The following is a 14,445-nucleotide window of genomic DNA, read 5'->3' on the forward strand; positions in this document are numbered from 1 at the left end:
CATCCGAACTAAAATAAAGGAGCAAATAAAAAAGATGATTACAAACTAGTTGGTAAATTAGCTTATAATCATCTATTTTTTATTTTACTTGTTTATATAGACTATTACTTAATGTTGCAAATTCTTGAATTGATAAAGTTTCTCCTCTTCTTGTTCCTTCAATACCTGCCTCTAGAAGACAAGCTTCAAGTATTGCTTTATCCTTTTTTAGATGTGAAAAGTTATTTAATAAATTATTATTTAATGTTTTTCGTCTTTGAGCAAAGCTTGCTCTAACTACTTCAAAAAAGAATGATTCATCAATTACCTCAGCTGCTGGTGCTTCACGTTTTACTAGCTTTATAACAGCAGAATCAACGTTTGGCTGTGGCATGAAGACCGTTCTAGGTACAGTCATAACAGTTGAAGCATGTGTATAAAACTGTATAGCTATTGATAGTGAACCATAATCCTTTGTTCCCGGCTTAGCAGCTATACGGTCAGCTACTTCTTTTTGCAACATACAAACAATTCCTCTGATTGGTAATCCTTCTGTTAATAGCTTCATGATAATTGGTGTCGTTACATAATAAGGCAAGTTTGCGACTACCATTATATCTAACTCATTTGGCAAATACTCATTGATCGCTTTTTCAACATCTGCCTTTAGTACGTCTTCATTAACGATTTGTATATTGTCATATTGTGAAAGTGTATCTTCTAAGATTGGGATTAGTCTATTATCTATTTCAAAAGCTAATACTTTCTTAGCACGCTTAGCAATTTGCTCAGTTAATGCCCCAATTCCCGGGCCAATTTCAATTGCACAACTTTCTTCAGTTAAATCTGCATAACTTACAATGTTTTCTAGTATATTTGTATCAATTAAGAAATTTTGACCATAGCTTTTTTTAAAGAAGAAATCGTACTTGGCTAATATTTCTTTCGTTCGACTAGGTGTCGCGATATCCTTCATTATTTTTCCTCCATTAAAACTTTTTTTACTGCTTGCCCAAATTCATCTTTTGAGATTTGAAACATTTGCAGTCTTTTCTCTAGTTGCTTACCGTTTGTATAACCTATATTAAGAATTTTACCAAGCTTATCTCGTCTTTCACTTGAAGAGGGATGTCCAATTAATCCGGCATCTATTAAATCTTCTTTTGTAATTTCAGATTCAACTTCGATAAATTCCTGCTTAACATGAATTAAAGCATTTCGAATAGATTCTCTAGTAGCATGCTCGATTCCTAATCCTTTTTTACCTGAACGAACAGCTTCTTCCTTTGGTAAAAATGCATGCTTACATCCTGGTACATGCTCCTTAATAATCGAGCGTATACGTTGACCAGGATAATCAGGATCTGTAAATACGATAACTCCTCGAGTCTCCTGAGCATGCTTTATTAATTTTAAAGTATCCTTATTTATAGCAGAACCACTTGTTTCAATTGTATCTGCATCCACAGCTCTTTTAATTGCCGCCGTATCATCTTTACCTTCAACAACAATGATTTCTTTAATTTTCATTTGTTCCTCCAACCAATACAAGTATATGTAATCATACCATAAGGATAATAAAACTTCATACTCTCTTAAAAGTAGTATAAAAAAAAGCAGAAGGACTTATCCTTCTACTTTTATTCAATCAACGATCTATTTTAAAAATATTAGCTAATAATACGAATTTTTACAGTACGACGACCAAAATCAAAACAATCGTCTTTTGTAGGCATTAAAATATCGATTCTTCTACCTTTAATTGCTCCACCAGTATCACCAGCAATAGCAACACCATATCCTTCAACCCAAACCTTAGATCCTAAAGGGATCACTTTTGGATCAACTGCAATCAGTTTTGTGTTAGGATTTTTACGAACATTAATACCTAAAGCTGTTACACCAGACATCCCAGCATCGTAAGGAGAATATGCAGTTGCTTCAACATACATTTCTTTTACCTTACTACTTGATTTAGGCGCACTAGATTTTACTAATGCACTTGATTTTGGTACAGACTTTGTTCCAACTGCAACTACTCGATCAACTGGTTCTTTTAAAATAGTTTCATCAACTAGCGTTTTAGAAACTACCTTACCATTTTCTTTAATCAGTTCAAAGTTACGTTTAACAAGTCCTTTTACACCTTCTGAAATGACCGAAGATTCATCCTTATACATAGAAGAATCTTTTTGCTCTTTTTCTTTAAAATCTACAGGCTCTTCCACCACATCGTTGACTTTTTCGACACGGATAACTCGAACTGTATCATTTTGTTTGATCATTTCGCCGGCACCTGGTTCAACTCGGTCAAATTCGTTTAGTGTAATGTTCTGCTTTTCTAAAAAGTCAGCGACAGTAGTCGAAGTTGCAAATACTTTTTTAGAAACTCCTCCGTCATTTAATACCATAGGGAATGCTTTTTCGTAAGATACCTTACCATTTTCCTCTAACGGTGTTGACAGTGCAGGCATTATAACATCATCAGGATTGATCTTAATATTTTGTTCCTTTAATAATTCCTTTACCGTTTGAGCAGTTGTCTGAATGACTTTTTCTTGCCCATCGATCGTAAGTTTAACAGGTTTTGCTAAATGAACTGTAATATCCATATCGTCTGATATTTTCGTTTTGGCTGACGGATATATTTCATCTGCATTCGTAATATTAATATTTTGTTCTTTTAATAATTCAGCCACAGTATTTGCATGTGTTTGAATAACCTGTTCCTTCCCGTCTACCTCAAGAGTTACTTGTTCTTTAAGTCCCTCATATGCTCCTGTACCTACTGATCCAGTGAAAACTAAAGCTCCTGCAAGTTGTACTGCTAGTTTTTTACTACTCCCAAGTCTAGAAAGTAACCTATTCGCGTCTATCACGATTTTACTCCTCCTTTTCGCCTGAGAAAAAAGATTGACTAGCTCCAAACCTATTAACTAGTGCTTCTACTCTACTGAATGTATGTTTACTAGATTTAGAAGTAGAAGAGTTTTCTTTCGACAAATTCTTCAACTCTTCATACGTGAACTGTGACGAATATTATGTATTCGTACTAGTTCATGAAATCATTTGTTAATCTGAAAGATATTACACGCATTTTCGAAAGTTCGTTTTTGAACTTCTTCAACTGAAATGTTTTTTAAACGTGCAATTTCATCAGCAACAAGTGATACATAGCTAGGTTCGTTTCTTTTTCCTCTATACGGATGTGGTGTTAAGTATGGACAATCCGTTTCGATTAATAGATTTTCTAACGGAATCTCTGTCGCAACTTCTTTTGGTTTTTTTGCATTCTTAAATGTAACTGGTCCTCCTAATGAAATATAGAAGTTCATTTTAATACATTCTTTTGCAGTTTCCACACTTCCGCCGAAGCAGTGCATGATGCCACCTACTTCTGATGCATTTTCTTCTTTTAAAATGGTTACAATGTCTTCTGTTGCGTCTCGATTGTGAATGACAATCGGTAGTCCGCATTCTTTTGCTAATTGAATTTGTTTGCGAAATACTTCTTTTTGGATTTCTTTTGGAGATTTATCCCAGTAGTAATCTAATCCAGTTTCACCAATTGCTACTACTTTAGGATGTTTTGATAATTCCTTAATCCATTCAAAATCTTCTTCAGTTGCGTCAATTGCATCAACTGGATGCCAGCCAATAGCTGCATAAAGAAAATCATACTTCTCAATTAATTCCATAGCTTTCGTAATTGTTGGTCGATCAAAGCCAACAACCACTTGATGAACAACTCCTGCTTCCAGAGCTCTACTAATTACTTCTTCAAGGTCTTCTTTGTATTGATCTGCATTTAAATGTACATGTGTATCAAAAAGCATTTTTACTTCCCCTTTGCTCATCTGAGATTTAGTCTAGCATACCGTAAAATTTCTTACCTAACGCACAGTTAACAATTCCGTTACAAAAAAAAACAGTCAAAATTAAGCAATTTCTAATAAATTTTTAAAGATGTTTTAAATTAATTCCATGTTATATCAAGACTTTCATACTTTTTGAAACAAAATTCTGATAATTTTTTTAGTTTACTATTGTAATCAACCTGTAATATTTTCTTCATATAGTGACATTTTTTAACAATAACTTGTTAACACCTGCCATAAATCAACAAAATATTATCATATTTGTGATTCTTATGATATTTTTACAATTTTCTGCACAATACAACAATTATTTCAGTAAAACAAAACAAAAAAGAAAAGTATTTCATGTTAGTTTTTACACGAAATACTTTTCCTAGTAACATTATTTAATAATAGTACCGTTTGGTAATGATTGATCAATTGTTGCAAGTGATAGTTTACCTTCAATACTTCCTGCAAGGATCATCCCTTCGGATAGTTCCCCTCTTAGCTTTACAGGTTTTAAATTCGTTACACAGATCACTTTTCTACCAATTAAGTCTTCTGGTTTATAGTATTCCGCTATACCTGATACAACTTGTCTTGATTCATTTCCTAAATCTAATTGAAGTTTTAGAAGTTTTTTTGCTCCTTTTACTGCACCAGCTTCTTTTACTTCAGCAACCTTAAGTTGAACTTTAAAGAACTCATCAATTGTAATTTCAGGAACAGTTTCTTCCACTTTCTCTTCTACCACTGGCTTTACAGTACCTTGCATTTGTTCTTTAATATATGCAACTTCAACCTCTGTCTCTAAACGTGGGAAAATTGGTTCACCCTTTTGTACTCTCGTATCCTCCTGAATTGCTCCAAACTTATTCAGGCTGTCCCATGAAAGAATCTTTTCATCAACTAGTCCTAACTGAGTGAAAATTTTCGCTGGAGTCTGAGTTAAAAAAGGTTTTAATAAAATCCCAACTTGACGTAAAGACTCAGCTAAATGTGCCATTACCGATGCTAGTTCATTTACACGGCTTTCGTCTTTAGCAAGTACCCACGGCTGTGTCTCATCAATATATTTGTTTGTACGACTAACGAACTGCCAAATATTTGTTAATGCAACTGAAAACTCCATATTTTCCATTGCTGCTTCCACAGTTTCCTTCGTGTTCTTTGCCACTTGTTGAAGGTTTTCATCAAAATCTGTTACTGTTCCATTAACTGCAGGAATATTACCATCAAAATATTTTTGGATCATTGCAATTGTTCGATTTAATAAATTACCTAAATCATTTGCTAAATCAAAATTAATACGGTCAACGAATCCTTCTGGTGTAAAAATACCATCTGATCCAAAAGGAACTTCACGTAATAAATAATATCTTAGAGCATCTAAGCCATATCGGTCGATTAATACTACTGGATCTACAACATTTCCTTTTGATTTACTCATCTTGCCGTCTTTCATTAATAACCATCCGTGAGCAAAGACCTTTTTAGGTAATGGTAAGTCTAATGCCATTAACATAATCGGCCAATAAATCGTATGGAAACGTACAATTTCTTTACCAACTAAATGAACATTCGCTGGCCAATACTTTTTATAGTTTTCTTCATTATCTGAACCATATCCTAAAGCTGTAATATAGTTAGATAAAGCGTCAATCCAAACATAAATTACGTGTTTAGCATTACCAGGTACTTTTACACCCCAGTCGAATGAAGTACGTGAGACAGCTAAATCTTCTAAACCTGGTTTAATGAAATTGTTAATCATTTCATTTTTTCTTGATTCAGGTTGAATAAATTCTGGGTTTTCTTCATAATACTTCAGTAATCGGTCAGCATATTTACTCATTTTAAAGAAATATGACTCTTCTTTAACTAACTCTACTGGATGACCGCTGTCCGGACTCTTACCACCAATAATTTTTCCTTCTTCATTATATAGTGGATCAACAATTTGTGTTTCAGTATAATATGTTTCATCCGGTACAGAATACCAACCCTCATACTCGTCCAAATAAATATCACCTTGATCAAGTAATTGCTTGAAAATCTTCTCAACAATTTCTTTATGTCTGCTTTCCGTCGTACGGATAAAGTCATCATAGGAAATATCTAATTTTGTCCATAGATCCTTAATTCCAACAACGATATCATCTAAGTATGCTTGCGGTGAGACATTTAATTCCTCAGCTTTTCGTTGAATTTTTTGACCATGTTCATCAGTACCCGTTAAATAAAAAACATCAAAGCCTTGAAGTCTTTTATATCTAGCCATTGCATCCCCAGCAACAGTCGTATAAGCATGACCTATATGTAATTTTCCGCTCGGATAATATATTGGGGTTGTAATATAAAAAGTTTTATTACTCATTGACCAAAAATCCTCCTTCAAAAATTTCTAAATATTGACACTAAATTATTCGCATGATTTTGCATTTCATTATAAAATGAAAAATGAGTTATCTGCATATCCCCATCTACTATTACAACTTCATACTTATTTTATAAGTTAAATTTTACACAATAGTAACATCTATTTCTATTATTTCTCATAAATATACATACATTTTCTCTTTAATTAACTCATTTTGACATAGAAGCATTATGTAGCTCTGTCTTTTGGACTACATAGTACATTTATTTTCATAAAAACTTTATATAGGAGGATTAATTATGAAATCTACAGGAATTGTCCGTAAGGTAGACGAGCTTGGCCGTGTAGTCATTCCAATTGAACTTAGAAGAACACTAAATATCACTGAAAGAGACACACTTGAAATATTTGTTCAGGATGATCGAATTATCCTAAAAAAGTATGAACCAAATATGACTTGTATGATGACGGGAGAAATTTCTCAAAATAATCTTGAGGTTGCTGATGGCAAAATTGTTTTAAGTAAAAAAGGCGCAGAACTTCTAAAATTCGAGATTGAACAATTTATAGCTGATAATAATTAAATTGAAGAGGCTGCCTATTTTAATTGCATTCTCTAAAAGCTAGTAAAAATGAGTAGAGAATTACAAATAAATAAGACAGCCTAACTTCATTTTTAAACCTTATTAAATTTCGTGATATTCAGCGTAGACGTCCCTTTTATTTAATGAACGATCCTTCGCAACAAGTTTTATTGCATCTTTACTTTTTTCATTTTTTTCATTTATGTACCAATCGACATGTTGGTTAATGGTTAGTTCCTGCCACCAACACTCCTCATTGTTTTTCACATCTTCTTCAGATGCCCCTTCTAAAACAACTACAAACTCTCCACGTACTTCTTCATTCGTTGCCCAGTCTATTGCATCACTAACTGTCCCACGTAAAAACTCTTCGAACTTCTTTGTTAATTCTCTACAAAGTACAATTTTTCTGTCACCTAATACTTCAAGAATAACGTGTAACGTTTCTTTTAAACGGTGTGGAGACTCGTATAAAATGACTGTACTACGTTGCCCCTTTAATGGTTCCAATTGCTTCTTCTTATCTTTCTTTTGACGTGACAAGAATCCTATGTATAAAAACGAATCAGTAGGTAGTCCAGATGATATTAAAGATGTTAAAGCAGCATTTGCACCAGGTAAAGGAATGACTGAAATACCTTCTTCTAAACAAAGTTTTACAAGCTCATAACCTGGGTCATTTATACATGGCATTCCTGCATCACTTACTAATCCAACTTTTAATCCTCGTTTCAAGTCTTCTACAAGCTTTAACCCTGCTTTTTCTTTATTATGCTCATGATAACTCACTAATGGCGTTAGTATTTCGAAGTGATTACAAAGCTTTTTCGTGTTACGAGTATCCTCCGCTGCAATATAATCCACTTCTTTTAGTATTCGTACCGCTCTAAACGTCATATCTTCTAAGTTACCAATAGGGGTTGGTATTAAATAAAGACAGCCTAATTCTTCATTTAAGAAGCTCTTTTGACTTTTAATCATTACTCGTACCTCCTCTCATATATCGTTCTTTGTTTTCTCTTGATAATTGCTTAAAAGCGTATTCCGCTTGCATCGCTTCTCTTTTAGTTGGGTACTCCTCAAAAAATATACAATTTACAGGTGTCCTACCCCTTGTATACTTTGCACCCTTTCCATCATTGTGCTGTTTTATTCTACGCTCAATATTTGTTGTATACCCTGCATAGAAAGTTGTATCTGAACATTCTAGCACGTATAAATAGTGTTTATGATCTTCCATATAGAATTTCCTTTAACTCATCCGTATACTCGTTATTTTCCTCATATACGTAAATCGGAGGCAAAATTTTAAGGTCAGCCTTACCACCTTTAATACCTTCAATTAGAAGTGTATTAGCTTCCTTTCCCATTTTCGGATAGACAAACTGAATTCTTTTCGGCTCAATACCATGTTTACGCATTGTTGTAACAATATCCAACATACGTCCTGGACGATGAACCATCGCTAATTTTCCACCATGCTTCAAAAGTTGTTTACTTGCATTGATTACTTCTTCTAAATTCGTTTTAAGCTCATGTCTCGCTATTGCATAATGCTCATTCATATTCTGTTCAGAAGTCGGAATATCTTGAAAGTATGGTGGATTACATGTAACAACATCTACAAATTCTCTACCTATTTTATCTGGTGCATTTTTTAAATCGTCATGAATCATTGATATTTTTTCATCTAACTTGTTATATTCAATGCTTCTCTTAGCCATATCATATAGTCGCTCTTGTATTTCTACACCTATTATATTTGCTTTAGATCTTCGGTGTAACATCAATGGAATAACTCCATTTCCAGAGCATAAATCAACAATTGTACCTTTTTGGATCGGGACATATGTAAAATTCGATAAAAGAACTGCATCTAATGAAAATGAAAAAACAGATGGACTTTGAATAATCCTCATATTATCGGTTAATAAGTAATCTAAGCGTTCGTCACCTTTAAGCATAATTAGTTCCTTTCAAATTCATACCAATATTAACTTTTAGCATTGCCTAATTGGATAACAATTAACTAGCAATACATAAAAAGAAGCTATTCCATTTGGAACCAGCGCACTTTCCCTTTTTAAACAGCTGATTTCATAACTGTTTTCTAAAAAGGTAATCGCTCGCTTCTTCCGGAATAGCCTACCATTACTTTTTATCAAAGAAGGATAAACAAAACAGACAGTCCTCACCATGACGTACGCTTCCATAATGTAGATTACAAATATGGAAACCTTCTTGGTACAATCTTGCTAAATTATCATAGCCTTCCCCAAGATCCTTATCCTTTTGTACCTTTTTCTTCTTTGAGTCTTTTATTTGTTCTTTTTCTTCTATACGTTTATTTAGACCTAATCTTTCTCGTAAGTGATCATTCTCAATTTTCGTATAGTGATTTTCTTCTAGTAGCTCAGCAATATATTGTTTTAAATCACTAAGCTGTGTTGATAAATCTTGAATTTGTTCTTCCATATTGGAAAGAGATAAGAATATATTCTTCTTGTCCAATCTTACCACCTCTTAATCTGTGGTTTGTATTGACACGACTCCCTCGTGAATTAAATCATCTAGGGTATACTCCACAACGCGTTCTTTTTTGATCAATTCTACCTGAATAACTCGTTCTAAGATGTTCAATCCTACTACTCTTCCAGGACCTTCTGCTGTCTTGATGATATCCTCTAAGTCTGGAAGTTGTTCTTTTGCAGCCTCATACTCGTCATTTTCATATTTTAAGCAGCACATTAATCGGCCACAAAGTCCTGAAATCTTCGCCGGGTTAAGAGAAAGGTTTTGATCTTTAGCCATTTTAATGGATACTGGTTCAAAATCACCTAAGAATGTTGAACAACACAACATTCTACCGCAAGGCCCAATCCCACCGAGCATTTTAGCTTCATCACGTACTCCTATTTGTCTTAATTCAATGCGAGTACGGAATACTGCAGCTAAATCCTTTACTAATTCCCTAAAGTCTATTCTACCATCTGCTGTAAAGTAAAAGATGACTTTATTTCGGTCAAATGTATATTCGACATCAACTAATTTCATGTCTAGTTCATGTTGCATAACTTTACTAGAACAAACTTCATAAGCTTCTTTAGCTGATTGTTTATTCTCTTCAACAATCATACGATCATGCTCATCAGCTAATCGCATAACTTTTTTTAACGGAAGGACTACGTCATTTTCTCCGACCTTTTTATTTGGTACAACTACTTTTCCAAATTCAATCCCTCTCACCGTCTCAACGATGACAAAAGTATCTTTAGGGATTGCTAATCCATTTGGGTCGAAATAATAGATTTTACCAGCTTTTTTAAAACGTACTCCGACTACTTCGTACACAATCTACAATCCCTCCTGTAGCTCTATAATCATTTGCTCTAAAACCATTAACATATTTGCGTTGGATGTTAATCGCTTTTTAGCAAAAAGGATGATTTCTAAACAAGTCGTTATTTTCTCTAACGAAATACGATTTAATGCTTGTCTCATTAATGGTTCTTCATTTTTAAAAACAACATTTTGACCTTGCTCAGCATATATATATAGCATATCTTTAAAGGCTAATACAAGCATATCAAGCATCATTTGTAACTGTTCCTTCGTATCAAAATGACGAGAAACATTTTGTTGTATGACTAGAAGACTATCTTTTTTTGTCGTTAATAATGCTTCATATAATTCTATCACTAAATCTCTAGCTTGTGCAAACCATTCTTCTTCAGCAATTTGAAGTGCGACTGCCTCACTATTTGTTAATCTTGCTAATAATGGTACTAAGTTTGATTGAAGCTCTATATTAACTAAATGTTCTTCAAAATATTTTGTTGGTAATGGATTAAAATGGATTGATTGACAGCGAGATTGTATCGTTGGCAAAATTTGTTGTACTTGTTCAGTTAATAAGAATGCAGTTGTAATTGAGACCGGCTCTTCCAAAAATTTCAATAAAGAATTAGCTGCATTTGTCGTCATTCGATCGGCATGGTCTATTATATAAATTTTCCGATTTGATTCAACAGCTGTTTTAGAGAATTCTTCTTGTAATTGTTGAATTTGATGTTTCTTTATTGAGGCTTCTTCGGGCTCAATTACATAAACATTTGGGTGATTACCAGAATCGACACGCTTACAATTACGACAAGTTCCACAAGGTGTAGCGCCACTTACATTCTCACATAGTAATACTTTTGTGTAGTATAATGCAAGTTCGCGTTTACCCGTTCCTCTTGGGCCTTCAAATAAGTAAGCATGAGCTACCCTGTTCTTAATTACTGCATTTTTTAACATTTTTGTGGCAACTGGCTGACGCTCGCTTAGTTTCTCCCAAGATGTTTTCATGTTTACACCTACTTATATCTATAAATTAATCAATGATATTTTTAAATTGTATCGTTTTTTAAAATCGTTTTACCAATTACTTAAGCCTAACTTTTGGCCTAAATTCTCTATTGATGCAAGTAATTCCCAGTTAAGTTCCGAAAGTTTTCTTCTTATTCTATTATACCAGTTCCGTCACGTTATTGTTCATCTAATCAATTTTTGTAAATAATTAAATTTCTTCTATTTTTTCTAAAATGACATTCAAGGTATCATTAAATACTTTATTGACCTGCTTTGATGCATCAATTCGTTTAAAGCGCCAAGGCTCTCTCTTCATGATTTCAGCATATCCACTTTGAACTTTTAAATGAAAATCTAGTTCTTCTAAATCCAGTCGATTGATTTCTCTTTCATCTGCTTGGTGAACTCTATTTAGTCCAACTTTAGGGTCTAAATCAAAGTAAATTGTTAAATCAGGCATTAAACCATCGATTGCAAATTGATTGATATTATAAATTTCATCTATTCCAATTCCTCTACCGACACCTTGATATGCAAGCGAGCTATCTACAAATCGATCACACAACACGATTTTTCCTTCTGCCAATGCAGGGATTACTTTCTCTGCTAAATGCTGTCTCCTTGCTGCAGCATAAAGTAGTGCCTCCGTACGCTTGTCCATTTCAATATTCTCTGTGTCTAATATAATATTTCTTATATTTTCAGCGATCCGTATACCACCTGGTTCACGAGTGGATATAAAATTTACACTTCTTTTACGAAGTTCTTCCGATATCATATTTATAATTGTTGTTTTCCCTGCACCCTCTGGTCCTTCAAATGTAATAAATAAAGATTTCAAGTGTGTTTCCTCCTAAACCAATACTTCAATTTGTAAATTTTTATCTTCAATCAAATTTTGAATCGTCATTCCATATTGATATACATCATGAATATAATCAACATGCTTAGTAGTAACTAGTTCACCTTTTAGTAAAATTGGAATTCCTGGTGGATAAGGAACAATATTTTCTGCAGAGATTTCTCCTACCGAATCTGCCAAATCTTTTACCAACTTCCTTTTTTTCTTTAAGTCAGCGTAACTATGTAAAACTGTACTCGTAAAATTAGGTATATTAAGCTTAGGTTGTTTATTTTCAATATAAGCCATCGATTCAATTGCTTTTTTTATTCGATTAATAAGGTCATTAAAATCCATTCTTTCATCTAGCGGAAGGATGAACAGAACATGTCCCCAATCTGATAGCTCAGAATAGATTCCCTCATTTTCAAATATTTCCTGTAATTGCTTACCGGTCTGTCCTTTTTTACTTTTTACGATTACTTTTAGTAAATCTTGTGTATAGTTTATACGACTTGATGTAACAATTTGGATACTAGATAAATCATTAACTTCTTTAATAAATTCGGCAATTTTCTTTTGAAGTATTTTCACCTTATCATGAGAAAATGTTTCGACAAAACTCCTTGCGTAATCTAAGGAAGCCATGATTGGATAAGAAGGACTGCTACTTTGTAGCATTCTCAGCATTTCTCTTACTTTATCTTTGCAAACAAGTTTTGATTTTATATGTAAATAGGAACCCATTGTCATTGCAGGCAAAGTTTTATGCGCTGATTGTATGACAATATCGGCACCCATAGAGAGTGCATCATTTGGAAAAGGATCCCCAATTATAAAATGTGTTCCATGTGCCTCATCCACGATCGTTGGGATCTCCATACTATGAGCCAACTCAATTATATTTTTTAAACTTTGAGACATTCCATAGTAATTAGGATTGGTTAAAATGATTGCTTTTGCTTTTGGATAATTTTTTATTACATTCATCGATTGCTCACTGTTTACCCCTAGTGGCTGTCCTAACTCTTCATCAATATCTAATGGCAAGAATATAGGCTTAGCTCCAGCAAGTAAAAGACCATGAAAAATTGACTTATGACAATTGCGTTGTACCAATACTTCGTCATTTTCGCCACATAACGCTAAAATTGCAGCTAGGTTACCCACAGTTGATCCATTTACTAAAAAGAAACTTTCTTCTGCATTGTATGCTTTCGCTAACATTTTTTGAGCCTCACTGATTACTTCTGAAGGGTAATGTAAATCATCTAAGCCATTTAATTCCGTCACATCATAATTTAATATATTTGGTAATCCTAATTCATTTATAAAAGAGTGCTTTCCATTTTTATGACCTGGAACATGTAGAGATATTGTTTCTTTATTTGCAAACTGTTTCAGTGCATTTAGTAATGGTATTTTATTCATCAATAACGCTTCCTTTAATTTATGCAATTTATTTGTATGTATTGTTATATTAGAATATTTTTTATTGGGTTTTAATTTAAACATTCCAAACATACTTTTCGACACTTTAATACAATTACCTAATTCGAAAACCAATATTTTATAGACAATATAAAAACCGATTATATTTACAAGTTCTCTCCATTACTTAAAGGCCTAGTCACTATAGGGGTGACCAAACAGTAATAAATTATGGCAGAGGTACCTGTATATAGAATCGGTCCTTCACTTTATATCTTATTTTAACTTACAAAAACTTATTAGACTACTACTATTAGTCTATTACGCTCGTGCTAATCTCTAATTCGCAATTTCTTCTTTCACCGTACTAATACATCTTAACTTCTCTACAAAGGAATTGTATAGAGGTGCGTCTGTTTCAGTTTTTACGATTTTCTTTTCACACTCTTCACAAACGAATGCTTCAATAATATGAATGCCATGTTCCTTTTTCTCTTCACAAACTATACATTTTGATAAACCATTCACCTTTATTCCTCCTCTAAGTGTTATTCCAGTGCAATTTACGATTGATTAAACAATTTTATTTATTATATAGTTTTGCAAATTAAAAACTTTTTATACAATTTAGGGCCTATTTTTTTGTAATATATGAAAATAGTTCTAATTTTGTGCTCTATATTTTAAATATTTTTTTCTAACATGATACTACTTTCCTACTTTAATCTTATTTTTGTTCCTTTCAACTACTATAAAAGGACTACAATTCGTTTGTAGTCTTAGACTCGTCACCAAATGATTGTTTTCTTCGTTACTTCGCCTGCCTTCCTGTGCGGTGCTCATTACCATATAAGGTAAACTCCGTGCCACGAAAGAACTGCTACTTAAACAAATACCTTTAAGTGAAGTATCCGTGAAATTCGCTTTACTTAAATACATTGATCAAATTTCACATAATTTCACTTTGATTCATAAAATTTATTTATGTTTGTAAATACAAAAAAACATCAGCCGAAT

At 33.2% G+C, this 14,445-nt stretch carries 15 protein-coding genes; 1 reads left to right on the forward strand and 14 read right to left on the reverse strand.

The features are described from left to right. Positions 1–79 precede the first annotated feature (79 nt). The 5 genes from rsmA to metG form a co-directional block, all read right to left on the reverse strand. Positions 80–955 (reverse strand): 16S rRNA (adenine(1518)-N(6)/adenine(1519)-N(6))-dimethyltransferase RsmA, encoded by an 876-nt coding sequence (gene rsmA / locus COJ46_RS21305; RefSeq protein WP_097979272.1) that lies wholly within the window; start codon positions 953–955, stop codon positions 80–82. Beyond that, positions 955–1,509, reverse strand: a complete 555-nt coding sequence (rnmV, locus tag COJ46_RS21310; protein ID WP_056474503.1) for a ribonuclease M5 — start codon at positions 1,507–1,509, stop codon at positions 955–957. The genes rsmA and rnmV overlap by 1 nt, the downstream gene beginning before the upstream one ends. Before the next feature lie 140 nt (positions 1,510–1,649). Further along, complete coding sequence (locus tag COJ46_RS21315) at positions 1,650–2,858, reverse strand: G5 and 3D domain-containing protein (protein ID WP_141437852.1); 1,209 nt, start codon at positions 2,856–2,858, stop codon at positions 1,650–1,652. Between the two features lie 186 nt (positions 2,859–3,044). Beyond that, complete coding sequence (locus tag COJ46_RS21320) at positions 3,045–3,815, reverse strand: TatD family hydrolase (RefSeq protein WP_097979274.1); 771 nt, start codon at positions 3,813–3,815, stop codon at positions 3,045–3,047. Between the two features lie 424 nt (positions 3,816–4,239). Further along, positions 4,240–6,216, reverse strand: a complete 1,977-nt coding sequence (gene metG / locus COJ46_RS21325) for a methionine--tRNA ligase (protein WP_097979275.1) — start codon at positions 6,214–6,216, stop codon at positions 4,240–4,242. A 302-nt stretch (positions 6,217–6,518) separates the two neighbouring features. On the opposite strand from metG, the gene COJ46_RS21330 reads away from it, so the two are divergent. Continuing rightward, positions 6,519–6,803 carry a transition state genes transcriptional regulator AbrB gene (locus COJ46_RS21330; protein WP_069033946.1) on the forward strand — a complete coding sequence of 95 codons (285 nt, stop codon included), beginning with the start codon at positions 6,519–6,521 and terminating at the stop codon, positions 6,801–6,803. Positions 6,804–6,905: 102 nt separating this feature from the next. On the opposite strand, the gene rsmI is transcribed toward COJ46_RS21330, so the two are convergent. The 9 genes from rsmI to COJ46_RS21375 all read right to left on the reverse strand — a co-directional run bounded on the left by rsmI (position 6,906) and on the right by COJ46_RS21375 (position 13,956). Continuing rightward, positions 6,906–7,781: a 16S rRNA (cytidine(1402)-2'-O)-methyltransferase gene (gene rsmI, locus COJ46_RS21335; protein ID WP_097979285.1), complete on the reverse strand. Its 876-nt coding sequence runs from the start codon at positions 7,779–7,781 to the stop codon at positions 6,906–6,908. Then, the gene (locus COJ46_RS21340; RefSeq protein ID WP_097979276.1) at positions 7,777–8,043 is read right to left on the reverse strand and encodes a GIY-YIG nuclease family protein; all 267 of its coding nucleotides are present in this window, start codon (positions 8,041–8,043) and stop codon (positions 7,777–7,779) included. Before COJ46_RS21340 ends, rsmI begins: the two co-directional genes overlap by 5 nt. Next, positions 8,030–8,770: a tRNA1(Val) (adenine(37)-N6)-methyltransferase gene (locus COJ46_RS21345; RefSeq protein ID WP_097979277.1), complete on the reverse strand. Its 741-nt coding sequence runs from the start codon at positions 8,768–8,770 to the stop codon at positions 8,030–8,032. The genes COJ46_RS21340 and COJ46_RS21345 overlap by 14 nt, the downstream gene beginning before the upstream one ends. Before the next feature lie 184 nt (positions 8,771–8,954). After that, complete coding sequence (yabA, locus tag COJ46_RS21350; protein ID WP_069033942.1) at positions 8,955–9,314, reverse strand: DNA replication initiation control protein YabA; 360 nt, start codon at positions 9,312–9,314, stop codon at positions 8,955–8,957. A gap of 12 nt (positions 9,315–9,326) precedes the next feature. Beyond that, positions 9,327–10,154: a PSP1 domain-containing protein gene (locus COJ46_RS21355; RefSeq protein WP_097979278.1), complete on the reverse strand. Its 828-nt coding sequence runs from the start codon at positions 10,152–10,154 to the stop codon at positions 9,327–9,329. Positions 10,155–10,157: 3 nt separating this feature from the next. Beyond that, a complete protein-coding gene (holB, locus tag COJ46_RS21360) occupies positions 10,158–11,153 on the reverse strand; it encodes a DNA polymerase III subunit delta' (protein ID WP_097979279.1) in 996 nt (331 codons plus the stop codon). Between the two features lie 211 nt (positions 11,154–11,364). Further along, the gene (gene tmk / locus COJ46_RS21365) at positions 11,365–11,997 is read right to left on the reverse strand and encodes a dTMP kinase (protein ID WP_097979280.1); all 633 of its coding nucleotides are present in this window, start codon (positions 11,995–11,997) and stop codon (positions 11,365–11,367) included. Positions 11,998–12,009: 12 nt separating this feature from the next. Next, positions 12,010–13,428, reverse strand: coding sequence for an aminotransferase class I/II-fold pyridoxal phosphate-dependent enzyme (locus COJ46_RS21370; protein ID WP_176522694.1), 1,419 nt, complete (start codon positions 13,426–13,428; stop codon positions 12,010–12,012). A 339-nt stretch (positions 13,429–13,767) separates the two neighbouring features. After that, positions 13,768–13,956: a sigma factor G inhibitor Gin gene (locus tag COJ46_RS21375; protein ID WP_286133695.1), complete on the reverse strand. Its 189-nt coding sequence runs from the start codon at positions 13,954–13,956 to the stop codon at positions 13,768–13,770. Between the last annotated feature and the right edge of the window lie 489 nt (positions 13,957–14,445).

This window comes from Bacillus sp. AFS077874 (genome assembly GCF_002566505.1).
GTDB lineage: Bacteria > Bacillota > Bacilli > Bacillales > Bacillaceae_G > Gottfriedia.

What these genes read in the sequence shown, in the direction of transcription:
- COJ46_RS21370 (WP_176522694.1), bottom strand. Translation starts at nt 13,428, where the DNA reads ATGAATAAAATACCATTACTAAATGCACTGAAACAGTTTGCAAATAAA.
- COJ46_RS21330 (WP_069033946.1), top strand. Translation starts at nt 6,519, where the DNA reads ATGAAATCTACAGGAATTGTCCGTAAGGTAGACGAGCTTGGCCGTGTA.
- COJ46_RS21320 (WP_097979274.1), bottom strand. Translation starts at nt 3,815, where the DNA reads ATGCTTTTTGATACACATGTACATTTAAATGCAGATCAATACAAAGAA.
- holB (WP_097979279.1), bottom strand. Translation starts at nt 11,153, where the DNA reads ATGAAAACATCTTGGGAGAAACTAAGCGAGCGTCAGCCAGTTGCCACA.
- rsmA (WP_097979272.1), bottom strand. Translation starts at nt 955, where the DNA reads ATGAAGGATATCGCGACACCTAGTCGAACGAAAGAAATATTAGCCAAG.
- metG (WP_097979275.1), bottom strand. Translation starts at nt 6,216, where the DNA reads ATGAGTAATAAAACTTTTTATATTACAACCCCAATATATTATCCGAGC.
- rnmV (WP_056474503.1), bottom strand. Translation starts at nt 1,509, where the DNA reads ATGAAAATTAAAGAAATCATTGTTGTTGAAGGTAAAGATGATACGGCG.
- COJ46_RS21340 (WP_097979276.1), bottom strand. Translation starts at nt 8,043, where the DNA reads ATGGAAGATCATAAACACTATTTATACGTGCTAGAATGTTCAGATACA.